At 42.9% G+C, this 23722-nt stretch carries 19 protein-coding genes and 3 pseudogenes; 18 read left to right on the forward strand and 4 right to left on the reverse strand.

The window, feature by feature from the left end; all coding sequences use genetic code 11:
- Positions 1-25 precede the first annotated feature (25 nt).
- Positions 26-271, reverse strand: coding sequence for a YgaP family membrane protein (locus DER53_RS06145; protein WP_041269786.1), 246 nt, complete (start codon positions 269-271; stop codon positions 26-28).
- A 93-nt stretch (positions 272-364) separates the two neighbouring features.
- Here DER53_RS06145 and DER53_RS06150 point away from each other — a divergent pair, with 93 nt between their 5' ends.
- The 13 genes and pseudogenes from DER53_RS06150 (at position 365) to DER53_RS06210 (ending at position 16260) form a co-directional block, all read left to right on the forward strand.
- Positions 365-2110 (forward strand): adenine deaminase C-terminal domain-containing protein, encoded by a 1746-nt coding sequence (locus DER53_RS06150; protein WP_062755934.1) that lies wholly within the window; start codon positions 365-367, stop codon positions 2108-2110.
- Between the two features lie 73 nt (positions 2111-2183).
- A complete protein-coding gene (locus DER53_RS06155) occupies positions 2184-3143 on the forward strand; it encodes a DUF3048 domain-containing protein (protein WP_062755951.1) in 960 nt (319 codons plus the stop codon).
- 13 nt (positions 3144-3156) lie between these two features.
- Positions 3157-3492, forward strand: coding sequence for a YerC/YecD family TrpR-related protein (locus DER53_RS06160; RefSeq protein ID WP_062755932.1), 336 nt, complete (start codon positions 3157-3159; stop codon positions 3490-3492).
- A gap of 93 nt (positions 3493-3585) precedes the next feature.
- A complete protein-coding gene (gene pcrB / locus DER53_RS06165; RefSeq protein ID WP_062678395.1) occupies positions 3586-4272 on the forward strand; it encodes a heptaprenylglyceryl phosphate synthase in 687 nt (228 codons plus the stop codon).
- Positions 4273-4332: 60 nt separating this feature from the next.
- Positions 4333-6532: pseudogene (pcrA, locus tag DER53_RS06170) on the forward strand (DNA helicase PcrA).
- A gap of 17 nt (positions 6533-6549) precedes the next feature.
- Positions 6550-8562: an NAD-dependent DNA ligase LigA gene (gene ligA, locus DER53_RS06175; protein WP_062755928.1), complete on the forward strand. Its 2013-nt coding sequence runs from the start codon at positions 6550-6552 to the stop codon at positions 8560-8562.
- Between the two features lie 10 nt (positions 8563-8572).
- The gene (locus tag DER53_RS06180) at positions 8573-9736 is read left to right on the forward strand and encodes a CamS family sex pheromone protein (RefSeq protein ID WP_012749018.1); all 1164 of its coding nucleotides are present in this window, start codon (positions 8573-8575) and stop codon (positions 9734-9736) included.
- A gap of 108 nt (positions 9737-9844) precedes the next feature.
- The gene (gene pruA, locus DER53_RS06185; protein ID WP_062755927.1) at positions 9845-11392 is read left to right on the forward strand and encodes an L-glutamate gamma-semialdehyde dehydrogenase; all 1548 of its coding nucleotides are present in this window, start codon (positions 9845-9847) and stop codon (positions 11390-11392) included.
- A 126-nt stretch (positions 11393-11518) separates the two neighbouring features.
- On the forward strand, positions 11519-12292 hold the full coding sequence (locus DER53_RS06190) for a MerR family transcriptional regulator (RefSeq protein ID WP_062755925.1): 774 nt from the start codon (positions 11519-11521) through the stop codon (positions 12290-12292).
- Positions 12276-14027 (forward strand): ABC transporter ATP-binding protein, encoded by a 1752-nt coding sequence (locus tag DER53_RS06195; protein ID WP_062755924.1) that lies wholly within the window; start codon positions 12276-12278, stop codon positions 14025-14027. The genes DER53_RS06190 and DER53_RS06195 overlap by 17 nt, the downstream gene beginning before the upstream one ends.
- Positions 14028-14241: 214 nt before the next feature.
- Entirely contained in the window at positions 14242-15399 is a 1158-nt protein-coding gene (locus tag DER53_RS06200; RefSeq protein WP_062755922.1) for an erythromycin esterase family protein, read from the forward strand.
- A gap of 68 nt (positions 15400-15467) precedes the next feature.
- A pseudogene (locus DER53_RS06205) lies at positions 15468-15728 on the forward strand (DUF5360 family protein); the annotation flags it as partial.
- 67 nt (positions 15729-15795) lie between these two features.
- A complete protein-coding gene (locus tag DER53_RS06210) occupies positions 15796-16260 on the forward strand; it encodes a PH domain-containing protein (RefSeq protein ID WP_062755920.1) in 465 nt (154 codons plus the stop codon).
- A 43-nt stretch (positions 16261-16303) separates the two neighbouring features.
- On the opposite strand, the pseudogene DER53_RS06215 reads toward DER53_RS06210, so the two are convergent.
- Positions 16304-16432: pseudogene (locus tag DER53_RS06215) on the reverse strand (IS982 family transposase); the annotation flags it as partial.
- 113 nt (positions 16433-16545) lie between these two features.
- Here DER53_RS06215 and DER53_RS06220 point away from each other — a divergent pair.
- From DER53_RS06220 to hutU, 4 genes are all read left to right on the forward strand, one after another.
- Positions 16546-17769, forward strand: a complete 1224-nt coding sequence (locus DER53_RS06220; protein ID WP_062755918.1) for an erythromycin esterase family protein — start codon at positions 16546-16548, stop codon at positions 17767-17769.
- Between the two features lie 188 nt (positions 17770-17957).
- Positions 17958-18407, forward strand: a complete 450-nt coding sequence (gene hutP / locus DER53_RS06225; RefSeq protein ID WP_012749025.1) for a histidine utilization transcription antiterminator HutP — start codon at positions 17958-17960, stop codon at positions 18405-18407.
- Between the two features lie 113 nt (positions 18408-18520).
- Complete coding sequence (gene hutH / locus DER53_RS06230) at positions 18521-20047, forward strand: histidine ammonia-lyase (RefSeq protein ID WP_062755916.1); 1527 nt, start codon at positions 18521-18523, stop codon at positions 20045-20047.
- A 13-nt stretch (positions 20048-20060) separates the two neighbouring features.
- Positions 20061-21713 carry a urocanate hydratase gene (gene hutU / locus DER53_RS06235; protein ID WP_062755950.1) on the forward strand — a complete coding sequence of 551 codons (1653 nt, stop codon included), beginning with the start codon at positions 20061-20063 and terminating at the stop codon, positions 21711-21713.
- A gap of 216 nt (positions 21714-21929) precedes the next feature.
- On the opposite strand, the gene DER53_RS06240 is transcribed toward hutU, so the two are convergent.
- Together DER53_RS06240 and DER53_RS06245 are read right to left on the reverse strand one after the other, a co-directional pair.
- Positions 21930-22727 (reverse strand): VOC family protein, encoded by a 798-nt coding sequence (locus tag DER53_RS06240; RefSeq protein ID WP_062755914.1) that lies wholly within the window; start codon positions 22725-22727, stop codon positions 21930-21932.
- A gap of 27 nt (positions 22728-22754) precedes the next feature.
- On the reverse strand, positions 22755-23231 hold the full coding sequence (locus DER53_RS06245; protein WP_062755912.1) for a coiled-coil domain-containing protein: 477 nt from the start codon (positions 23229-23231) through the stop codon (positions 22755-22757).
- Between the two features lie 192 nt (positions 23232-23423).
- Here DER53_RS06245 and gatC point away from each other — a divergent pair, with 192 nt between their 5' ends.
- Positions 23424-23714: an Asp-tRNA(Asn)/Glu-tRNA(Gln) amidotransferase subunit GatC gene (gene gatC / locus DER53_RS06250; protein ID WP_012749030.1), complete on the forward strand. Its 291-nt coding sequence runs from the start codon at positions 23424-23426 to the stop codon at positions 23712-23714.
- Positions 23715-23722: the final 8 nt, after the last annotated feature.

Consider the following 23722-nt stretch of genomic DNA (forward strand, 5'->3'; position numbering starts at 1 on the left):
GCGTCATCAAGCGCCAGTCTCTTTTTTAAGTAGGATTGAACATCGTTTCATCTTTTATACGTATCGATTGCTCACGGCGATTATTTTCAAATAAAGCGGTCATTGGACAAAAACGTGTAATCCCTTCTCCTACTTTCATTGCGGCAAGCAGCGCAACAATGAGATAAGAAGCGCACCAAGGCCGTCTTGTCATTTTTGCCGTTGCCCATGCAAGCATGGTCAAACCAAAAGTAATACGAATGAGCGCATTGACGATACCGATATTAGCCATCTCCATTTTTCCCTCCTTTTTCATTGTGAAAGTGACTTTAATGCGGTAAAATGATTACATGGCATGATTAGGAAAAAAGGGGACGAGATATAGATGAGCGAACAACGTTATCGTTGGAAAAGTTACGAATTGCGTGAACATGTTGCGATTATTGATGGAAAAAAGTCACCGACAAAAGTGTTAACGAACGCGACTTATTTACATTCGTATTTTCGTGAATGGTTGAAAGGAAATATTTGGATATACAATGATCGAATTGTGTATGTCGGGGAACGGTTTCCCGATCGGGTCGATGATCAATGTGAAATCATCGATTGCGGCGGTTATATATTAGTTCCTGGTTATATTGAACCACATGCACATCCATTTCAATTATATAATCCCCATTCGTTTGCGCACTATGCATCGAAATATGGAACGACAACATTGATTAACGATAATTTATTCTTTTTGTTGCACTTATCAGATGATCAAGCCTTTTCTTTTTTAAAGAAAATGAATGCGCTTCCGTCGTCGATGTACTGGTGGTGTCGATTGGATGGACAGACGGAGCTGGAGAAAGAAGAAGAACAGTTATCCAACGCCAGAGTAAAGCGGTGGCTGGAACAGGAAACGGTATTGCAAGGTGGCGAGCTAACAGGCTGGCCGAAGCTTCTTGCTGGGGATGATCTGATACTTCATTGGATTCAAGAAGCAAAGCGGCTAAGACGAAAAATTGAAGGGCATTTTCCTGGCGCTTCTGAGAAAACGCTTACAAAAATGATGCTTCTTGGTGCTGATAGCGATCATGAAGCGATGACAGGCAAAGAAGTATATATGCGGCTTTTGCACGGATATACCGTGTCATTACGCCATTCGTCCATTCGTCCGGATTTACCGACGCTTTTACAAGAAATAAAGGAACTTGGCATTCATCAGTATGATAAGTTCATTCTCACGACAGACGGATCGCCTCCATCGTTTTACGAAGAAGGGGTCATGGACCGCTTGATTCGCATTGCGTTGGAGCATGATGTTCCTGTTATTGACGCATACAATATGGCTACGGTGAACGTCGCTCGCCATTACGGAATAGAGCACCTTCACGGCAGCATTGCGACAGGAAGAATAGCAAACATTAACTTTTTGCGTGCGAAAGAAGACCCAACCCCTGTGCAAGTGATTGCAAAAGGACAATGGGTAAAGCGAGAAGGAGAAGACTCGATTACATGGCCATCGATCTCGTGGAGCGACTATGGAATGGAGCCGCTTCGCTTATCCTGGCATTTAACAATGGATGATTTACAATTTTCGATGCCAATAGGAATGTATATGGAAAACACGGTGATTATGAAGCCATATTCTATTTCGATCGATACTTCTCGTGACGAACTGTCCACCGATCATGATGAAAGCTTTTTAGCACTGATGGATCGCCATGGGAAATGGCGTGTCAATACAATATTGAAAGGGTTTGCTACGAATGTCCGCGGGCTTGTTAGCTCTTATTCGACTACAGGGGATATTATTTTAATCGGAAAAAGCAAGCAGGATATGTTTCTTGCTTTCCAACGAATGTGTGAAATCGGCGGCGGAATTGTGTTGGTGGAAAATGGTGAAATCATTCATGAAATTCCGCTATCTCTCCATGGCATGATGTCGAAACAAAGCGTAGAAGAGTTGATCGATGAGGAGAAAAAGTTCGTTGAATTATTAAAACAGCGTGGATATCGTTTTGTGGATCCAATTTATTCGCTATTCTTTTTACAATCGACACATTTGCCGTATGTGCGTATTACACAACGGGGAATTTATGATGTAATGAACAAAACAGTACTCTTTCCGCCGATAATGCGTTAAAATAGAAAAGAAAAAGGTTGTGTGGCTGTTGAGAAAACGTTGGCTTATTTTATTTAGTGCACTATGCCTTTTCATGGGCGGTTGTATGCATGAAGTAAAAGCACCTCGGCCGAATCCAGAGCCCGTGGAAACACCAAAACAACCGGACATTTCCACACAGGAAGTGTTTCCGCTAACCGGGCTGCCAGCGGAAGGAGCGGTGAACCATCGCGTTATTGCGGTAATGGTGAACAATCATCCAAAAGCGCGGCCGCAGTCAGGACTGCAAAAGGCAGATATCGTTTATGAGGTGCTCGCTGAAGGGGATATTACACGGCTTTTAGCGTTATATCAAAGCGAATTTCCGAAAAAAGTAGGCCCTGTGCGCAGTGCGCGCGACTACTATATCGAGCTTAGCAATGGTTATCATGCTCTTTACGTTTGCCACGGTTGGAGTCCAGAGGCAAAAGCGATGCTGGAATCAGGGACAACCGATTATTTAAATGGCTTGTTTTACGACGGAACGTTGTTTAAGCGTGTTTCCTTTCGAACAGCGCCGCATAATTCATATATCACGTTTGCCAATATCAAAAAGGGGGCGGCTGAGAAAGGATATTTGCTTCAAGATCATATTGATCCGCTTCCGTTCCGCATCGATGCCCCGAAAGGAGAACAGGCGGACAAGATCGACATTATGTATTCTCACCGTGGCTATGCTCAAGTGCAGTACAAATATGTGCCGGATCAAAAAAGCTATTTCCGCTATAGTGCGGGCGAACAAACCATTGATTATGATACGCATGATCCTATCCAAATTCAAAACGTATTGGTTATTGCGGCGAAGCATAATGTTATCGATTCATCGGGGCGACGCAGTATTGATCTAGTTTCTGGCGGAAGCGGATATTTATTTCAAAACGGAATCGTCAAACAAATCGAATGGGAAAATGTGAACGGGCGCATTTTGCCATATGAAAATGGAGCACCAGTCGGCTTTATGCCAGGCAAAACGTGGATCAATGTTGTTCCGGATTTAAACATAGTAAAGTGGTAAGGGAGGAAATATTATGCAAATCGATAAATTACGCGGCAGGGAAGTGGACCAGCTGTTTAAAGCGATTCTTTCCCTGCGTGACTTAGAGGAGTGCTACCGCTTTTTTGACGATTTATGCACGGTCAATGAAATTCAATCGCTAGCACAGCGCCTAGAAGTAGCGCGTATGCTTCGCGAAGGATATACGTATCATAAAATCGAAACGGAAACAGGAGCGAGCACCGCGACGATTTCACGTGTGAAACGTTGTTTAAACTATGGAAACGACGCTTATGCAATGGCGTTAGACCGCATTAAAGAAGAAGAGAAACAACATTCCGAAGAAGCAAATAACGCACAGCAGAAGTAAGCAAGGAGATTCCTTCCAAAGAAAAGGAACTCCTTTTCTTTTTGCCGATTTGTTATAATGAAAAAATGGATAAATCAATGGAGGGTTTTCTATATGTACGATATTCGCCAATGGCGTCATGTGTTTAAGTTAGATCCAAACAAAGAAATTAGTGACGAACAGCTTGAACGCATTTGTGAATCAGGAACAGATGCAGTCATTGTCGGCGGAACGGACGATGTCACATTGGAAAACGTCCTGGAGCTTTTGGCGCGAATCCGCCGTTTTTCCGTTCCATGTGTCCTGGAAATATCAAATCTTGAGTCAGTGACACCGGGATTTGATTTTTATTTTGTCCCAATGGTATTAAACAGCCGCGAAAAGAAATGGATTATCGATTTGCATCATAAAGCGGTAAAACAATTTGGCGACATAATGAACTGGGATGAAATTTTTATGGAAGGGTATTGCATCTTACATAAAAATTGCAAAGCAGCAATGCTTACGGATGCGAATACGGAACTTCAAGAAGATGATGTTGTTGCGTATGCGCGCATAGCGGAGCATATGTATCGGCTGCCAATTTTTTATTTAGAATATAGCGGTTCATACGGAAATCCTGAGCTAGTACAGCGCGTAAAACAAGTGTTGAAACAAACGCAATTGTTTTACGGCGGCGGAATCGAAACGGAAAAACAGGCAAAAGAAATGGCACAATATGCTGACACGATCGTCGTAGGCAATGTCATTTACGAAGATATAAAAAAGGCGCTTGCGACCGTAAAAGCAGTGAAACAGTAAATTTGTCGATATGAAAAAAGTGGTGTAAAATAGAACATATGTTTTCTGGTGGTGATCAATATGAATTTTTTGTCGGAAAAATTACTCGCTAACTTAAATGAACAGCAACAAGCAGCGGTAAAGACGACGGAAGGGCCGCTTCTCATTATGGCGGGGGCGGGGAGCGGGAAAACGCGTGTATTGACGCATCGGATCGCTTATCTAATGGCGGAAAAACGCGTCGCACCGTGGAATATTTTAGCGATTACATTTACAAATAAGGCGGCGCGTGAAATGAAGGAACGCGTGCAGGGACTTCTTGGCGGAGCAGCCGAGGAAATTTGGATTTCCACGTTTCACTCCATGTGTGTCCGCATTTTGCGCCGCGATATTGATCGCATCGGCATTGACCGCAATTTTTCCATTTTAGATACGACCGACCAACTCTCTGTTTTAAAAAATATTTTAAAAGAAAAAAACATCGATCCGAAAAAATTTGATCCACGCGCGATACTCGGCACGATCAGCAATGCGAAAAATGAATTGCTCACCCCTGAAAAGTTCGCGAAAAAGGTGAGCAGCTACTATGAAAAAATCGTCAGCGACGTATACGAAGAATATCAGAAGCGGCTTTTGCGCAACCATGCGCTCGATTTTGACGACTTAATTATGACGACCATTCAATTGTTTGAGCGTGTGCCGGAAGTGTTGGAACATTATCAATATAAATTTCAATACATTCATATTGACGAGTATCAAGATACAAACCGGGCGCAATATGTGCTTGTCAAAATGCTTGCGTCGCGTTTTAAAAACATATGTGTTGTCGGTGATGCGGATCAGTCGATTTATCGCTGGCGCGGAGCCGATATTCAAAACATTTTATCGTTTGAAAAAGATTATCCGAACGCGAAAGTCATCTTGCTTGAGCAAAACTATCGCTCCACCAAGCGGATTTTGCAAGCGGCAAACGAAGTCATTGAACACAACGTGAACCGTAAGCCGAAAAAACTATGGACGGAAAACCCGGAAGGACAAAAAATCGTCTATTACGAAGCGATGAACGAATCGGATGAAGCGCAATTTGTTGTTGGTAAAATAAAAGAATATGTGGACAGCGGAAAACGCCGATATTCTGATTTTGCCATTTTATATCGCACGAACGCTCAATCGCGGGTCATGGAAGAAGTGCTTTTGAAGTCGAACATTCCTTACCAAATTGTCGGCGGTTTGAAGTTCTATGACCGTAAAGAAATTAAAGATGTTTTGGCATATTTGCGGGTGATTGCAAACCCGAATGATGATATTAGTTTGCTGCGCATCATTAATGTGCCGAAACGCGGCATCGGTGTTTCCTCGATCGATAAAATCGTAAGCTATGCTTCCGAAAACGGATTATCGGTATTTGAAGCGCTCGGTGAACTAGAACATATCGGACTTTCTGCCCGCACCGCTGCTTCATTGATCGAATTTCGACGTCAGCTCGAACAATGGGCGCAGCTGCAAGAATATGTTTCTGTCACAGAACTAGTCGAAGAAGTGTTGGACAAGTCTGGTTATCGAGAGATGCTGAAAGCGGAAAAAAACGTTGGAGGCGCAAAGCCGATTAGAAAACATCGATGAGTTTTTATCGGTAACGAAACATTTTGAAAATGTAAGCGAAGATAAGTCATTAATTGCGTTTTTAACAGACTTGGCATTAATTTCTGACATTGATCAGTTAAATGAAACAAACGGCGAAAATCAGGATGCGGTAGTGTTAATGACGCTCCATTCGGCAAAAGGGCTGGAATTTCCGGTTGTCTTTTTAATCGGGATGGAAGAAGGTATTTTTCCTCATAGCCGTTCACTTGACGATGAAGACGAAATGGAAGAAGAACGTCGCCTCGCTTACGTCGGGATCACCCGCGCGGAAGAAGAGCTGTTTTTAACGAGCGCGCAAATGCGGACATTGTTTGGATATACAAATATAAATCCGGTATCCCGTTTTATTCGCGAAATTCCAGAAGAGCTAGTGGAACGGGTAAACAAAAGAACGCCATGGACATCGGCCGCGGCGGGAAAACAAACGACTGTCCGTAAAATCGCAATCGCCTCTTCTACTGGCGGAGAAGCGATCCCTTGGAAAGTTGGAGATAAAGTCGAACATAAAAAATGGGGAATCGGCACCGTTGTCAGCGTTCGCGGAGAAGGAGATGATAAAGAGCTTGACATCGCGTTCCCAAGCCCGATTGGTATTAAACGGCTGCTTGCGAAATTTGCTCCGATTACAAAGGTGTAAGAAAGGAGAAACCGAAAATGGACCGACAAGCTGCGATGAAACGAATCGAAGAGCTTCGAGAGCTTTTAAATAAATACAATTATGAATACTATGTTCTGGACCGTCCGTCTGTACCGGATGCGGAATATGATCGGCTGATGCAAGAGCTCATCGCATTAGAAGAACAATATCCGGATTTAAAAACGAAAGACTCTCCGTCGCAGCGCGTGGGCGGGCAGGCGTTAGATGCGTTTCAAAAAGTGGAACATCGCACGCCGATGCTAAGCCTTGCGAACGCGTTTAACGAAGGTGATTTGCGCGATTTTGACCGCCGTGTGCGTCAAGAAGTCGGCGATGATGTCGCCTATGTGTGCGAGCTGAAAATCGATGGGCTGGCTGTTTCCGTCCGCTACGAAGACGGCTATTTTGTCCAAGGAGCGACGCGCGGCGACGGGGTGACCGGCGAAGATATTACGGAGAACTTAAAAACGATTCGTTCCTTGCCGCTTCGTCTGAACGAACCCGTGACGTTGGAAGCGCGCGGCGAAGCCTACATGCCGAAAGCGTCGTTTGAGCGATTGAACGAACAGCGACGCAATCGCGGGGAAGAGCTGTTTGCCAATCCGCGCAACGCCGCCGCAGGTTCTTTGCGTCAGTTGGATCCGAAAATCGCCGCATCGCGTCACCTGGATTTATTTGTATACAGTCTCGCCAACGCGGAAGAATTAGGAATTGATTCTCATAGCGCGGCGCTCGATTATTTGCAGCAGCTTGGGTTTAAAACAAACCCGGAACGCCGCCGCTGTGCTAATATCGATGAAGTCATTCAATTTGTGAATGAATGGCATGGAAAACGCTCGCATCTACCTTATGAAATCGATGGGATTGTAGTGAAGGTGGATTCATTTGAGCAGCAAAAACAACTAGGTGCGACCGCGAAAAGTCCACGTTGGGCCGTTGCTTATAAATTCCCGGCTGAGGAAGTGGTAACGAAACTGATTGGCATCGAATTAAGCGTCGGACGCACAGGAGTCGTTACTCCGACAGCGATTTTAGAGCCGGTACGTGTAGCAGGTACAACGGTACAACGCGCCACCCTTCATAATGAGGATTTTATTCGCCAGAAAGATATCCGCATTGGTGATTCGGTCATCATCAAAAAAGCGGGGGATATTATTCCAGAAGTAGTGAATGTCGTGCCAGACCGGCGGACGGGAGAAGAAGTGCCGTTTGTCATGCCGACCCATTGCCCGGAATGTGCAAGTGAACTAGTTCGTTTAGATGGTGAAGTGGCGCTCCGGTGTATTAACCCGAAATGTCCAGCGCAAATTCGCGAAGGATTAATTCACTTCGTATCACGTCAAGCGATGAACATCGAGGGACTTGGCGAAAAGGTCATTTCCCAGCTATTCCGTGAAGGACTCATTCATGATGTTGCGGATATTTATCGATTGACGAAGGAGCAGCTCATCCCTTTAGAACGTATGGGGGAAAAATCGGCAGCCAATTTACTCCATGCCATTGAAGCGTCCAAACAAAATTCGCTAGAACGTCTTCTCTTCGGTCTCGGCATTCGCCATGTCGGCGCAAAAGCCGCCAAAGTGTTAGCGGAACATTTTGAAACAATGGATCGTCTGCAAACAGCGACAAAAGAAGAATTAATGGCAATTCACGAGATTGGTGAAAAAATGGCTGATTCGATTGTCACGTATTTTGCGAAACCGGAAGTAAAAGAACTTCTAAACGAACTGCGCGCTTACGGTGTCAACATGGAATACAAGGGCCCGAAAACGCCAAAACCTGGCGATGTTCATTCATATTTTGCAGGAAAAACAGTTGTATTAACAGGAAAACTCGAATCATTGTCGCGCAATGAGGCAAAAGAAAAAATTGAACAGCTTGGCGGCAAAGTCACTGGCAGTGTGAGCAAAAATACAGATTTAGTCATTGCCGGAGCAGATGCAGGCTCGAAGCTTGCGAAAGCACAGCAGCTTAACATCGAGATTTGGGATGAAGCGAGATTTCTTCAAGAAATTGAACAAAATAAGTAGGTGTGGAAAAATGAAGAAACGGATGATCATATTCACTGCACTTCTTCTTTTCCTTTCTTCCTGCGCTCCAAAATTTGATGAGGAAGAGGTAGTACAGAAGAAAGACAATAAGGAGCAAAAAGCAGTGATTCCAAAATACAACATTTCCGATTCTTATTACCGTGTTGTGCTGCCGTTTAAAGTCTCAGGAGCACGGGGAGAAGTAGTAGAAGATTTAAATACCCGTTTGGATGTGGATGAATTTGAAACAGGGCTTATGCGTGTAGCACAAGACCGCTTTTCTCCAGAAGAATATTTATTCCAAGAAGGGCAATACTTAGATAAAAAAACGGTGAAACGTTGGCTGAAAAGAGAACGGACTCCTAGTCAGCTGAAAAGAGAAAAGATGAAGCCTTCCGAAAACATCGGCTTAAATCCACCTATTAGCGACAGCGGAACGAATGAAGAAAAAAATAAAAAAAGCCCGATTTATTTAGCAAGCATTTTGGAGCATGATTATTTAGTCAAAACGAGTGACAATAAAGTAAAATTAGGCGGAGTAGCCATTGGATTAGCATTAAATTCCGTTCATTACTACGAAACGGAACAAGGCTATCCGCGCGAGGTAAAAATCAAAGATGATGTTATTGAAAAGGAAGGAAAACGAATCGCAGCGGAAGTTCTTTCCCGCCTTCGCCATATCAAAGAGTTGAAAGAGGTTCCGATTACGATCGCGCTGTTCAAACAAGCGCCAAAATCTTCGGTTATTCCAGGCAACTTTTTCGCTGTTGCGCATGTGGATGAAGGAAGCGATACGATTGACGAATGGAAAGCCATTCATGAAGAGTACTATTTATTTCCATCCGATGAAGCGCAAAAAAACCATCGGGATGACTGGTTAAAGTTTAACAATTTTAAATCGGATATTGAGGAATTTTTCCCAAATTACACAGGAGTTGTCGGAAAAGCGCTATACCGTAATGATCAACTGCAACAGCTGACGATTAACATCTCGATGCCGTTTTACGGAAAAGCGGAAGTGATAGGATTTACCCAATATGTTACAGGCTTGGTCATGGAAAAGTTTCCGAATTATATTAATGTAAACGTCTATATTTCTTCTGTAGGTGGACCGGAAAGCATTATTATTCGTCAAGCGAAGGCAGATCAACCTTTTGTTCATATTTACCAATAATTTTTTTGCTTTTGCAAAAAATTGAATAACGTTTCTTTATCCGTTAGAATGATAGATGTAGGCTGTAAACGCTTTTTTCGTAATCTGACCAAAGGGGGAAAATCATTGATGGTACAACCTTATAAGCATGAACCACTTACAGACTTTACCGTAGAAGCGAATCGAAAAGCGTTTGAAGAGGCGTTGAAAAAAGTCGAGGCGGAACTTGGCAAAGACTATCCTTTAATTATTGGCGGTGAACGGGTTACAACCGACGAGAAAATCGTTTCAATTAACCCTGCGAATAAGACAGAAGTAATCGGCCGTGTGTCGAAAGCGAATAAAGAACTTGCGGAAAAAGCGATGAAAGTTGCCGATGAAGCGTTTAAATGGTGGAGCAAAACAAAACCGGAGGCGCGTGCAGATATTTTATTCCGCGCTGCTGCGATTGTGCGCCGCCGCAAACATGAATTTTCGGCATTGATGGTAAAAGAAGCGGGTAAACCGTGGAAAGAAGCGGATGCGGATACGGCGGAAGCGATTGACTTTATGGAATATTACGCTCGCCAAATGTTGAAATTAAAAGACGGCATTCCAGTAGAAAGCCGCCCGGGCGAAACAAACCGTTTCTTCTATATTCCGCTTGGCGTCGGCGTTGTCATTTCGCCGTGGAACTTCCCGTTTGCGATTATGGCTGGTACGACCGTCGCATCGCTTGTTACCGGCAATACGGTACTGCTCAAGCCAGCGAGCGCTACCCCAGTAGTTGCTTACAAATTCGCAGAAGTATTGGAAGAAGCAGGGCTTCCTGCGGGAGTATTAAACTACATTCCAGGAAGCGGTGCGGAAGTTGGCGATTACTTAGTAGACCATCCGCGCACTCGCTTTATTAGCTTCACTGGTTCCCGCGATGTCGGCATCCGCATTTATGAGCGTGCGGCGAAAGTGCATCCAGGCCAAATTTGGCTCAAACGCGTTATCGCCGAAATGGGCGGTAAAGATGGTATTGTTGTCGACAAAGAAGCGGATTTAGAATTAGCGGCACAATCGATTGTCGCATCTGCGTTTGGTTTCTCCGGCCAAAAATGTTCGGCTTGCTCGCGCGCCATTATCGTCGAAGATGTGTATGATCAAGTATTAAATCGCGTTGTGGAGTTGACAAAGCAATTAAAAGTCGGCGATCCAGCGGAACAAAGCACATTTATGGGTCCAGTCATCGACCAATCGGCATACAACAAAATTATGGAATATATCGAAATCGGCAAAAAAGAAGGACGTCTCATGACAGGCGGCGAAGGGGACGATTCCAAAGGCTTCTTCATTCAACCAACCGTATTTGCTGATGTCGATCCAAATGCTCGCATCATGCAAGAAGAAATTTTTGGTCCAGTTGTCGCGTTTACGAAAGCGAAAGATTTCGATCATGCGCTTGAAATTGCCAACAACACCGAATACGGCTTAACTGGCGCCGTCATCTCCCGCAATCGCGCCAACCTTGAAAAAGCGCGCGAAGAATTCCATGTCGGCAACCTTTACTTCAACCGCGGCTGCACAGGCGCCATCGTTGGATACCAACCGTTCGGCGGCTTCAACATGTCCGGCACCGACTCGAAAGCGGGCGGCCCTGACTACTTAATTCTTCATATGCAAGCAAAAACAGTATCGGAAATGTTTTAATGAAAAACCCTCTCTGCGCAGGCAGGGAGGGTTTTTTGTGCTGGCGCGGTTCCTTGAATTTAAACATTTTTTATTGATTCTAACGTTACGTGAAGTTTTATGATAGTGTCAGAAGGGGGGAGAAATATGAAGAAGGTGTATCCAATCGGTGAGTTTGCGAAAAAAACAGGCCAAACAATACGAACTCTTCACTATTATGATGAAATAGGGATTTTGAAGCCGTCATGTGTATCGAGTTCTGGACGCCGATTTTACAGTGAAGATGAGATCATTGCATTGCAAAAGATTGTGGCACTGAAGTTTTTAGGTTTTTCCCTTGAGGAAATTAAACATTTTATGCAAGAAGAAAAATGGGATTTAAAAGAATCGCTTGCTTTTCAAAAAAAGCTTTTGCTGCAAAAGCGTGAACATATTGACCGTGTCATAAAGGCAGTGACACATGCCCAGCATCTTATCGAAGAACGAGAAACGATTGATCCGAATATGTTTTGCTTGTTGATTAACTCTATCCAAATGGAAAATAAACATAAAGAATGGCTGAAACAATTTATGCCAGATGAAACAGTGGAAAAAATGTTTGACATTAGCGAAGAAAAACAGTTGGAATATGGGAAGAAGCTGCTTGAAGTTTTCGAAAAGCTAAAAGAGTGCTATGGAAAAGATCCGAGCGATAACGATGTGCAATCGCTGATAGAAAAACTTTTCTCTATCGCAAAAGAAGTTGCAAAAGAAGTTTTCGATGAAGATTTATCACTATTTCATTGGAAAGGGGATGAACTTGCAGAAGAGCCAATGCTGTTTTCATCTCCTTTTTCCAAAGAAGAAGAGGAATGGGTGGCAAAAGCTATAGAAATATTTTTAGCGAAAGAAGGAGTAGATTGGAATGAAGAAGAATCGTGATATGCCGATAGACAATTGGCAATCTTTCTGGGAGTTAATCAAGAGCACGAATCCGCCAAAATGGGTTTTTGTCACTGCTATTACTCTTAGTTTGATCGAGACAGGGGTTGGACTCATTGTCCCATGGTTTACGAAATCTCTTGTTGACCAGATCGCTGCATCTACGGTAGAACCATCGATTATTATTTTACTTGCGGCTTCATTTATTTTGCAAACGATCACTTCCGGCTTTTCTTATTACTTCCTCACCTATATTGGGGAATATGTGGTTGCGGCGATTCGTAAAAAGGTTTGGAATCAAGTTTTATTATTGCCTATTTCTTTTTTCGACAATCACCAATCTGGAGAAACGATGAGCCGAATTACTCAAGATACCAACACGGTAAAAATGCTAATCACCCAACATTTAGTTACGTTTCTGACTGGATTGATCTCGGTCGGAGGGGCTGTTAGCATTCTCCTTATTATCGACTGGAAAATGACCCTTATGATGGTGACGGCCGTTCCAGTTTCAATCCTCATTCTCTGGCCGCTTGGGCAAAAAATGTACAAAATTTCAAAAGCTACCCAAGATGAAATGGCCAGTTTTTCAGCCAATCTTGGCAGAGTGTTATCCGATATTCGTCTTGTTAAAGCTTATTGCGCGGAGAAAGAGGAGCAAAAAAACGGGGAACTAGGGATTTTTCATTTGTTTCAATTTGGGCTGAAAGAAGCGAGAATCCAAGCTGTCATTTCCCCGTTTATGACATTTGTGATGATGCTCGTTTTAGTCGTTTTAATCGGTTATGGCGGCGTTCGTGTAGCCTCAGGCACGCTTTCATCCGGCTCGCTTGTCGCCATTATTATTTACATGGTTCAAATCGTTGTCCCTTTTAGTCAGATGGCTGTATTTTTCACTTCATTTCAAAAAGCAATGGGGGCAACAGAACGAATCCAACGCATTTTATCTTTAGAGAAAGAACCAAGCGGCAGCTTGCCTGTGGTGCAAAATCCTGAGCAATATATACATTTTCGAAATGTTTCCTTTTCTTATAAAAAGGGAGAGCCTGTCCTCAAACAAGTAACGCTCACTATTCCTTCAGGGAAAACAACAGCTATTGTTGGTCCGAGCGGCAGTGGAAAAACGACATTGTTTGCTTTGTTAGAGAGATTTTACACACCAGATGAAGGAGAAATATTACTTGGGGAAACAAATATTGAAGATTTTGACTTACATTCTTGGCGCAGTCAAATCAGCTATGTCTCCCAAGAAAGCCCAATGATGTCAGGAACGATACGCGACAATATTTGTTATGGACTAAATAGAGACGTTACCGATGAAGAAATAGAGCGAGCAGCCAAACTGGCAAATGCAGCGGAATTTATCGAACGGCTTCCAAACGGATATTTGACGGAAGTCGGGGAACGGGGAATCAAATTATCAGGTGGACAGCGGCAGAGAATTGCCATTGCCCGCGCTCTTATACGCAATCCGAAAATTCTTCTCCTTGACGAAGCAACCTCAAACCTGGACAGCTCATCGGAAGTTCTTGTTCAAAAGGCCTTGCAGCGGCTGATGGAAGGAAGAACAACACTTGTCATTGCTCATCGCCTCTCAACCGTTGTCAATGCAGACCAAATCGTTGTATTAGAAAATGGAACCATCACTGGGGTCGGAACACATAACGAATTGCTGCAAACCCATCCGCTCTACAGAGAACTGGCCGAACAACAATTTCAAACAATATCGGAGTAAAAAATAAATTTTTTTCGGGGCATGACAGGTACAACTTTGATGTTAAAACCACATATGAACCTCTCCTACCTTCATTCCATGAAGAGATGGGAGAGGTTCATATTTCGATAAGTTTGAAGAAGGAATTTCACGAATTTTGTTGTAATTTATCTATTGGAAATATTTGTGTAGGATGTTGGTGAAATCATGGAAAAAGAGATAAGGTGAAATTCAAATGACTACTTTATTTGTAAACGAAGTCAAAAATCAAAGTATCAATATAGGGGATATGGGCCGCTATCATTTTGAGTTTCTTCAGCCGATTTTGGAACATAAACGCTTTGTCTTCCTTGGGGAGAGCAGCCATTGCGTCAAAGAATACAGTCTAGCAAAAGTAAGCCTGATTAAATATCTTCATGAAGAATTGGGGTTTCATGTACTTGCCTTTGAAAGCGAATTGGGGCCATGTATGATCGGCGATTATCTGTCTGATCAACTTGATTCTAAACGTTTTATGGCGGGTACCATTGGGCGTGTGTGGCAAAATGAATTTGTCCTCGGATTATTTGACTATATGAAAAAAATGAAGCAGGAGCGGCCGCTGTATTTTACTGGTGTGGATGTTTATCAAGGAAAAAAGGAGAATTTGTTTTCGGAATTCCTCGAGTCTTATTTAACGGGTCCGACCAAACAGAAGTTTATCGATTTTGAAAAGCGGGCGATCGAGGTTTTGATTGCAGCCGATAAACGGAAAATCAAGCGTTCAATGCGCCAAAATATAAGGGAAGAGATGGAAAGTAAGGGCATGGAATTGATTGAGGAACTCAAACAGCATTGTTTTCCGGACAGCAAGATTTATAAAATTGTCCTCCGTACGATGGAAAATAGAGTAAATTACTTGAAAGCAACTTTAGAAAAAAGTTTCTCGAAACTTTTTGAGTATCGGGATGCATTAATGGCAAAAAACCTAGAATTTTTAGCACAGGAAATATACCCAAATGAAAAATTTATCATTTGGGCACATAACATGCATATTAGCAAAAATACTTCCGCCAAGCGCCTGTCTGCCTATAAATCGTTTGTGGAAAACCTCTCCCAAACGATTAAGGAGAAAAGTTTTGTATTGGGGTTGTATGCAAAGGAAGGCAAAATGTTGGATTATACAGGTAAGGAATATCCAATAAAAAAAACGAATAAAAAACATTTGGAAAGCCTTCTTGACCATTCCCCTTATCAAAATAGTTTTATTCAGTGCAATGGAAACTGGGCACAGAAAAAGTGGCGGGCCTATGAAGGCGGAGGAATGCCTACTTCCTTTGTACCTGCACAACAATATGATGGGATTTTATTTTTTAAATATGTTTCCCCAGCTTACTTTGACGTTGAAGAATAGAGAAAAGTAATTTAACATTTTTCCCGAGAAGCCTCCCTTCCTCTAAACAGAATGAAGGTGGGAGAGGTTCATTTTTTCCGTTAGATATTTTTATTTCTATAACGGGTCTTTACAGCATATATCAATATAATAAAAATAATCCAGCGTGGATGAACTATGCTTTGATTTCCCTTGTTTTGACTTTTTGTTCTGGCTTACAAGCCATTGCATTTTGGGTTTTCCGCAAAGATTTTGACATCACTTGGTGGGCTGCCAATTTGTATTTGATGATTTACCCGTTGTTTTTTATTAAAGATTTTATTGCCGAAAAGAATAAGGACCGTCTGTGAAGGTATGATGGATCAAAATCGTTGGTGAAATGCGGTTATGACTTATTTAAGAAAAAGGAGAAAGAAAATGTTTTTTCCTTCAAAAAAGGATTTATGGATGACTATAATCATTTGGTCAGTCATATTAGCGTGTATCATACCTCCTATCTTATCTATCGAACCTATAGGAGTCATCATGCTACCATCAATTTTGGATACTAAACCGGTTACAACAGTCATAATGGTTGTTCCTGCTATATTATTAGCATGGATATGGTTTGGAACTGGTTATAAAATTGAAAACTCAAAACTAGAGATTCAAAGCGGTCCCTATAAAAAAACTATTAATATAGATGAAATCAATAAAGTACGCAACACCAAAAATCCCTTTACAGCACCTGCTTTATCTATGGACAGGATTGAGATTAGTTACGGAAAATATGAATTTATCACCATATCTCCGAAAAACAAAAAAGAATTTATTCGTCAGCTTCTAAAGGTAAACCCTCGAATACAATTGGATAATCAAGATGGTGTTGCAAAACTAGAGTAAAAGCTCAAAATTATGTATAAGAACCCGTGGTGCTAGTTGAGTGTTAACGCTCAACTAGCCCAAGAACAACAAGCGAGTAAGCCAGTAAAATACCATCCAGCGCCGTTTCAAATCCAGAAACCGAGTTCGCTCGAATCTCGGTGATCCGATACGAATCGACTAAAATCGAAAATTTAATTGCACTTTCATTTTAAGGAGATCCTCATACAAGGGCTATTTTTTATGCTTGTCTGATTTTATCTAGCACCACGGGTATATATGACTTATTAAAAAGGAGATAAACACATGTTTTACTGTAAAAGTAATATTTCTTCTGAAATCGATTGGTTAAAAGATCATACATACAGTATACAATTGCATGAATTCGATGATCATTCGGATTTGTATTTTTTAAATCCTTTACTGCAGAATAAACGGATCGTTTTTTTGGGAGAGAATGGCCACGGTGTGGCAGAGCATAGCCAGATTAAAACAAAGATGATTAAGTACTTACATAAAGAATTGGGGTTTCGAGTTTTAGCATTCGAAAGCAGTTTTAGTGACTGCAGCTTATGCTTTTATCAACAGTATCAACTGGATATAAGGCAATGGATGAAACATTCTTTGTTTAAAGTCTGGCATACAGAGGAAGTCGAGACTCTCTTTCATTATGTGAAGGAAACACAATTATCCAATCAGCCTCTCATCTTAACAGGATTGGATATTCAGCCTGCCTCAAACGATTATATTACTGGCAAATTTCTCTCAAAAATGTTTTCAAATATGGATAAGTCCTATGGTGAGAAAATAGTAGAGTTGGAACAAGAAATGCTTTACCAATATGTCAATTCCCGTAGTCCGTCCATTTCCAAAAAGGAACGTAAGCGAAAATGCAAAGAATGGATGAAGCTTTATCAAGAATTCCTCTTTTTATTAGATAAAAACAGTCTTGAGTTACAAAATAAGTTTGGAAAAGACGCTTTTTTGCTTGTGAACCGAACTTTGCAAAACCGAATTTTCCTTATGCAGATGATCTCTTCCCATTTCATGAAAGCGATAAAAATCCGAAATAAGGCAATGGCTGACAATATTTCGTGGCTGGCACAAGAGATGTTTCCGAATGAGAAGATAATAATATGGGCGCACAATGGGCATATAATGAAGCAATCTAGGAGATTACTAGGGTTTCTATCGACATTTTCTTATTTACCTCCCAAAATCAAGGAATTCTCCTATACCATTGGGTTTTTTATGTATAGTGGACAAGCAGCGGAAAATAATCGCAGTGTATATGAAGTACAGCAGTCTGATCAAGACAGCATTGAGTTTCGAATCAAGCAAGTAGGACATGAAATTGGTTTTTTAGATATCTCGCAGCAAAGAAAAATGCCTCAAAATCGTTGGCTTTTCAAGCACACTTACACGATGCATGAAGGGAAGCAATTAAGTCTTATCAAGCCTAGTGCTTGTTATGATGGACTTGTCGTTTGTGCGAAAACATCTCCTCCAAAGTACATCAATCTAAATTAATAAAAACATAAAGATGAAATTGGCAATAGAACGATACAATCCAAATTCCTTTTTAGTTTGCTAATTCATTACTTTGCTAACTTGTTAAAATATGGTAAAAAATAATTGACAATAAAAAAACAAAGCCATTACAATAATAGTAAGTTATTAGTTTGTTTAGAAAATTTAAAAAATAGGTGCTGATTTGCGTGTTGAAGCAAGCAAAAGGCAGAATCGGCCGCAATGCGGTGCTCTTAGCGCTTTTCGAAGAGGAAGAAGAAGGAAAAATCACCGCTCATTTAGACAACTTGCAATGGCGCTATTGCAAAGGTAAAGTCGGTTCAATGGAACTGCAAAAAATTGTTGCTTCCGTTGAAACGGCAGCGAAGCGAAACAATGTTGTAAACGGCGAGCTATATCGAGAAATGCACGCGCTGTATCATGCGGTAGTTGAGGCGGTGCAAGGCGTAACGAGAGGACAGGTCGAGCTAGGAGATTTAATGAGAACCGTCGGTCTTCGTTTCGCTGTTGTCCGAGGAAACCCGTATGAAAACAGCAAAGAAGGAGAATGGATCGCCGTTGCCTTATATGGTACAATTGGCGCCCCGATTCGCGGGCTCGAACATGAAACGATTGGATTAGGAATCAATCATATTTAAAATAGGAAGCCTATAGTTTTTTAGTTATGAGGAGGCTGCATTCGCAATGTGTGTATTGCGGATATAGCCTCCTTCTTTATTTCGCTAAAGCGCGATGGAGAGGGTGGGAAAACATGGTCGTTTTAACCGGTCATACGTTAACGCTAGAAGAAGTAAAACGGGTATTGTATCGTGATGAATTGGTCATCGCTTCCAAAGAGAGTATGGAGGCGGTGGAGCGAAGCAGAAAAGCGGTGGAAGAGATTGTGGCGAATAAAAATGTGGTGTATGGCATTAATACAGGATTCGGAAAGTTCAGCGACGTCTTGATTGCCGCTGGCGACGTCGAAGAGCTACAATGGAATTTAATTCATTCGCACGCATGCGGAGTAGGGGAGCCGTTTCCGGAAGAGGTGTCTCGCGCCATGCTCCTTCTTCGTGCTAATGCCCTTTTAAAAGGGTATTCCGGTGTGCGTCCAATCGTTATTGAACGGCTGTTGGATTTATTGAACGCCAAAATCCATCCGGTCATTCCACAACAAGGCTCGCTTGGGGCAAGCGGCGATCTCGCTCCGCTTTCCCATCTGGCGCTTGCCCTTTTAGGAGAAGGAGAAGTGTTTTATCGAGGCAAGCGAGTTCCCGCTATAAAAGCATTATCAGCAGAAGGCATTGCACCGATTACGTTAAAGGCGAAAGAAGGATTGGCGCTTATTAACGGCACTCAGGCGATGACGGCGATGGGAGTGGTGGTTTATTTAGAAGCGGAACAGCTGGCGTATGAAAGCGAAGCGATTGCCGCTATGACGATCGAAGGCTTGCGCGGCATTATTGATGCATTTGATGAACATGTGCATCTCGTCCGTGGTTACAGGCAACAGGTGGAAGTAGCAGCAAGAATTCGCGATTATTTAGCGGGCAGCAAATTGACGACAAGACAAGGCGAGTTGCGTGTGCAAGACGCTTACTCGCTTCGCTGTATCCCGCAAGTGCATGGAGCTTCTTGGCAAGTGCTTGATTATGTAAAAGAAAAGCTGGAAATTGAAATCAACGCAGCAACGGATAATCCACTCATTTTTGAAGGCGGGGCGAAAGTGATTTCCGGCGGGAATTTTCACGGTCAGCCGATTGCGTTTGCGATGGACTTTATGAAAATTGCTATTGCTGAGCTTGCGAACATTTCAGAGCGTCGAATAGAACGGCTGGTAAATCCGCAATTAAATGATTTGCCGCCGTTTTTAAGCCCGGCTCCAGGTTTGCAGTCAGGAGCGATGATTATGCAATATACTGCAGCGTCGCTCGTATCCGAAAATAAAACGCTCGCTCATCCGGCGAGCGTCGATTCGATTCCATCGTCTGCGAATCAAGAAGATCATGTAAGCATGGGCACGATCGCTTCCCGCCATGCGTATGCCATTTTACAAAACACAAGGCGGGTGCTTGCAATTGAACTGATTTGTGCCATGCAAGCTGTTGAGTATCGCGGTGTGGAGAACATGGCACCGAAGACGAGAAAGCTTTATGAAGCAGTACGAAATATCGTTCCATCCATTACAAAAGATCGCATCTTTTCCAAAGATATCGAAGCAACAGCGCAATGGTTGAAAGGTGTTGACTGGCCCTTTTTTCTTCAAACCATCACACCAACCAATCAATATTCATAGGGGGGAAACGATGATGCGCAACATTAAAGCAAAAAAAGGTCTTGAGCTAGAGTGCAAAGGATGGGAACAAGAAGCTGTTCTTCGCATGCTCTATAACAATCTAGATCCGGAAGTTGCTGAGAAACCAGAGGAGCTTATTGTATACGGAGGCATTGGGAAAGCGGCACGAAACTGGGAAGCGTTTGACGCGATTGTAAAAACGTTAAGAGAGCTTGAAAAAGATGAGACGCTTCTCATTCAATCAGGAAAGCCGGTTGGTGTCTTTAAAACGCATGAACGCGCGCCGAGAGTCCTTATTTCTAACTCGGTCCTTGTTCCAAAATGGGCAAACTGGGATCATTTCCATGAGTTAGATAAAAAAGGGTTAATCATGTACGGACAAATGACAGCGGGCAGTTGGATTTACATCGGGACGCAAGGAATTTTGCAAGGAACGTACGAGACGTTTGCTGCAGTGACGAAAAAACATTTCGGCGGAACGTTAAAAGGGACGTTAACGCTCACAGCTGGCTTAGGAGGAATGGGAGGTGCGCAGCCTCTTGCAGTAACAATGAATGAAGGGGTTGTCATTGCGGTTGAAGTAGACCCAAGCCGCATTCAAAAACGGCTGGATACAAAATACTGCGATCGCATGACCTATTCATTGGATGAAGCGCTTCTTTGGGCGTATGAGGCGAAAGAAAAAGGCGAACCGCTATCGATCGGACTTGTCGGCAATGCTGTAGAAGTGCATCATGAGCTGTTAAAACGCGGTGTAAAAGTGGATATCGTCACTGACCAAACGTCGGCGCATGACCCGTTGAACGGGTATATTCCAGAAGGGATGTCACTCGATGAAGCGGCAGCATTGCGCAAGAGCAATCCAGATGAATATGTGCGCCGCTCAAAACAAAGCATGGCCAAACATGTAGAAGCGATGCTTGAGTTCCAAAAACGCGGAGCGATTGTGTTCGACTATGGAAACAACATTCGCCAAGTGGCGAAAGATGAAGGGGTTGAGAATGCGTTTGCGTTTCCAGGGTTCGTTCCAGCCTATATTCGCCCGTTATTCTGCGAAGGAAAAGGACCGTTCCGTTGGGCGGCATTATCGGGTGACCCAGAAGATATTTATCGGACAGACGCACTAATTAAAGAACTGTTCCCAGAAAATAAGGCGCTTGTTCGCTGGATTCATATGGCGCAGAAGAAAGTAGCATTTCAAGGGCTGCCTGCTCGAATTTGCTGGTTAGGATATGGTGAGCGGGTGAAAATGGGGCTTGCCATTAACGAATTGGTGCGCAAAGGAGAGTTAAAAGCACCGATTGTCATCGGACGCGATCATTTGGATTGCGGTTCAGTTGCTTCGCCAAATCGCGAAACGGAAGCGATGAAAGACGGAAGCGATGCCATTGGCGACTGGGCGGTGCTCAACGCTTTGATTAACACGACAGCCGGTGGTTCATGGATTTCCTTCCATCATGGCGGCGGTGTCGGCATGGGCTATTCACTGCATGCTGGAATGGTTGTTGTTGCGGATGGGACAGATTTAGCAAAAGAACGTTTAGAGCGCGTGTTAACGACAGATCCCGGCATGGGAATTATTCGTCATGCTGATGCTGGTTATGAGCGAGCGATGGAAGTCGCCGATGAAATGGGCATCACGATTCCGATGCGAAAGTACAAGTAGGGAGGAGTTTACAAATGTCTCATTTCGATACGCTCATTACAAACATTGGACAGCTTTTAACAAGGAAAGAAAAAAGCCGGATGGATTTTGCAAGCATGAAAGAGGATGCTTGAGTGAGCATTCTCTTTTTCTGTTCATAGTGCCAGGCACCTAAGAAGTCGCCGCATCATTCGGAACCAAAACAAAAAAGCTTCCTTCTTGTCGAGAGGAAGCAACTTAAACGGTAAACTGATATACCCCGTTTTTTATATGGACGGTTTTGTTTTCCGGCATCCCCGTGATTCCGCATAAAAACGGACGGTTGATAAGAGCATAGTCGATTGGAGCGGTGAGGCTTTTTGCTTCATATAAGCGGATCGCTATGTTTCCGATAGCGAGTTCGAAATAGGCGCCAAATTCATCGTTGCTTTCCATTACGGACTGGCGGGGTACATCAAATAAGTGGCAATATTTTTGCAACGACTCGTCAAGGCGGCTTACATTTATTCCAATATACGAAAGAGACGGGGTTCCGATGCTGTGCTGCATAAGCGGTGCCATTTCCGTCGCGCGGGCTTCTTCCGGTTCGCCCCACTGAATAAAAAACGGGTAGCGGCATGTGTTATCTTGTTTGTCCTCGATAAACAGCATCGACCAGCTTAATACTTTACCATCTTCACGTTTTCGGCTTCCGGAAAACGGACCAATCGGCTTTAGCCCTTTTGCCTGAATGTGGGCAATGACAGAATAGATATCGTCTGTGCGGAATGCCAATTGTGAAAAGCCTTCTCCTTTATAGGAATCCGCGACGATTTGCTGGATCAATACATTGTCGGAAGTTTTTGCTTTATCAAAGTCCATAAAGCCGATCCATTCAATGTAGCGCAGTTCGGTAAAGTAGTTCAGGCAGTTATACGTCCCCCAAGAAGGATGCTTTCCACCGTTTATAGCGTGAAATCCGATAAGCTGAAATGCGGTTTTTGCTTCTTCCGGATTTTCTGTATAGTGAACGATATGATCAAATGTGACATTCATGTTTTCTTCTCCTTTTTAGCAAAAATTTTAAAACAGCCTGCTTTTTATTTTATATATCTCTCGCTCATTCTCCGTCGTTTTATGAACGGCAAAATCGACATCAAGCTGAATATTGTCTAGCCGTTCGTTCAGCTGTTGGTAGTGGGAATCTACTTTTTCCTCAAGTTTGTGAAGGCCTTGTTTGAGAGAAGTGATTTCACCGTGGATGTTGTGTACGTCCATTGTGAGGGCTTCAAGTTTGGCATCTGTTTCATCTTGACGGTGAAGAAGCGCCGTCATTAGTTCGTTCAGTTCCTTTAGTCCGGATTGCAAATAAGCTTGTTCTTCTTCTAATCGTTTTTGCCCTTGGAGCAGTATTTGTTGTTCCCGGCGGATCGTTTGTTGTTCTTTTCGGATAGTCAGCTGTTCTTCCTCTAACCGTTTTTGCCCTTCGACAAGATTATGCAATGTACCTTCGATATTGCCAAGCCTGTCAAGCACTTGCTGGAGAACTGTTTCGTCCATAAAAATCCCCCATTCACACATGCTTTGGTTATTTAAAAATATTAAAGCACATATGTTCGTTTCTATCAAGAATATGGTGGAAAGCCGTTTTTGTATTCTTGCACAGAACGCGCGGCAAATGTTGCTTCATTCAATGAAAGTTTGGTATCATCATAGTATTGTGGTAGGTCGAACTCATTGGAGGTGAAAAAGATGTCAAGAATTTCCATCGAACAAGTAAAACATGTGGCGCATTTGGCGCGTTTGGCGATTACGGATGAAGAAGCAGAAATGTTTACAAAGCAGTTGGACGCGATTATTACATTCGCTGAGCAATTAAACGAGTTGGATACAGAAAACGTACCGCCAACATCTCATGTACTTGATATGAAGAATGTCATGCGCGAAGATGTGCCAACACCAGGGCTCCCGCTTGAAGAAGTGTTGAAAAACGCGCCGGACCACCAAGACGGGCAATTCCGCGTACCAGCCATTTTAGAGTAAGGAGGGGG

The organism is Parageobacillus toebii NBRC 107807 (assembly GCF_003688615.2).
GTDB lineage: Bacteria > Bacillota > Bacilli > Bacillales > Anoxybacillaceae > Parageobacillus_B > Parageobacillus_B toebii.

Excerpts from the sequence above, each read along its gene's own strand:
- DER53_RS06145 (WP_041269786.1), bottom strand. The coding sequence starts at position 271 with ATGGCTAATATCGGTATCGTCAATGCGCTCATTCGTATTACTTTTGGT.
- DER53_RS06150 (WP_062755934.1), top strand. The coding sequence starts at position 365 with ATGAGCGAACAACGTTATCGTTGGAAAAGTTACGAATTGCGTGAACAT.
- DER53_RS06155 (WP_062755951.1), top strand. The coding sequence starts at position 2,184 with ATGGGCGGTTGTATGCATGAAGTAAAAGCACCTCGGCCGAATCCAGAG.
- DER53_RS06160 (WP_062755932.1), top strand. The coding sequence starts at position 3,157 with ATGCAAATCGATAAATTACGCGGCAGGGAAGTGGACCAGCTGTTTAAA.
- pcrB (WP_062678395.1), top strand. The coding sequence starts at position 3,586 with ATGTACGATATTCGCCAATGGCGTCATGTGTTTAAGTTAGATCCAAAC.
- ligA (WP_062755928.1), top strand. The coding sequence starts at position 6,550 with ATGGACCGACAAGCTGCGATGAAACGAATCGAAGAGCTTCGAGAGCTT.
- DER53_RS06180 (WP_012749018.1), top strand. The coding sequence starts at position 8,573 with ATGAAGAAACGGATGATCATATTCACTGCACTTCTTCTTTTCCTTTCT.
- pruA (WP_062755927.1), top strand. The coding sequence starts at position 9,845 with ATGGTACAACCTTATAAGCATGAACCACTTACAGACTTTACCGTAGAA.
- DER53_RS06190 (WP_062755925.1), top strand. The coding sequence starts at position 11,519 with ATGAAGAAGGTGTATCCAATCGGTGAGTTTGCGAAAAAAACAGGCCAA.
- DER53_RS06195 (WP_062755924.1), top strand. The coding sequence starts at position 12,276 with ATGAAGAAGAATCGTGATATGCCGATAGACAATTGGCAATCTTTCTGG.
- DER53_RS06200 (WP_062755922.1), top strand. The coding sequence starts at position 14,242 with ATGACTACTTTATTTGTAAACGAAGTCAAAAATCAAAGTATCAATATA.
- DER53_RS06210 (WP_062755920.1), top strand. The coding sequence starts at position 15,796 with ATGTTTTTTCCTTCAAAAAAGGATTTATGGATGACTATAATCATTTGG.
- DER53_RS06220 (WP_062755918.1), top strand. The coding sequence starts at position 16,546 with ATGTTTTACTGTAAAAGTAATATTTCTTCTGAAATCGATTGGTTAAAA.
- hutH (WP_062755916.1), top strand. The coding sequence starts at position 18,521 with ATGGTCGTTTTAACCGGTCATACGTTAACGCTAGAAGAAGTAAAACGG.
- hutU (WP_062755950.1), top strand. The coding sequence starts at position 20,061 with ATGCGCAACATTAAAGCAAAAAAAGGTCTTGAGCTAGAGTGCAAAGGA.
- DER53_RS06240 (WP_062755914.1), bottom strand. The coding sequence starts at position 22,727 with ATGAATGTCACATTTGATCATATCGTTCACTATACAGAAAATCCGGAA.
- DER53_RS06245 (WP_062755912.1), bottom strand. The coding sequence starts at position 23,231 with ATGGACGAAACAGTTCTCCAGCAAGTGCTTGACAGGCTTGGCAATATC.
- gatC (WP_012749030.1), top strand. The coding sequence starts at position 23,424 with ATGTCAAGAATTTCCATCGAACAAGTAAAACATGTGGCGCATTTGGCG.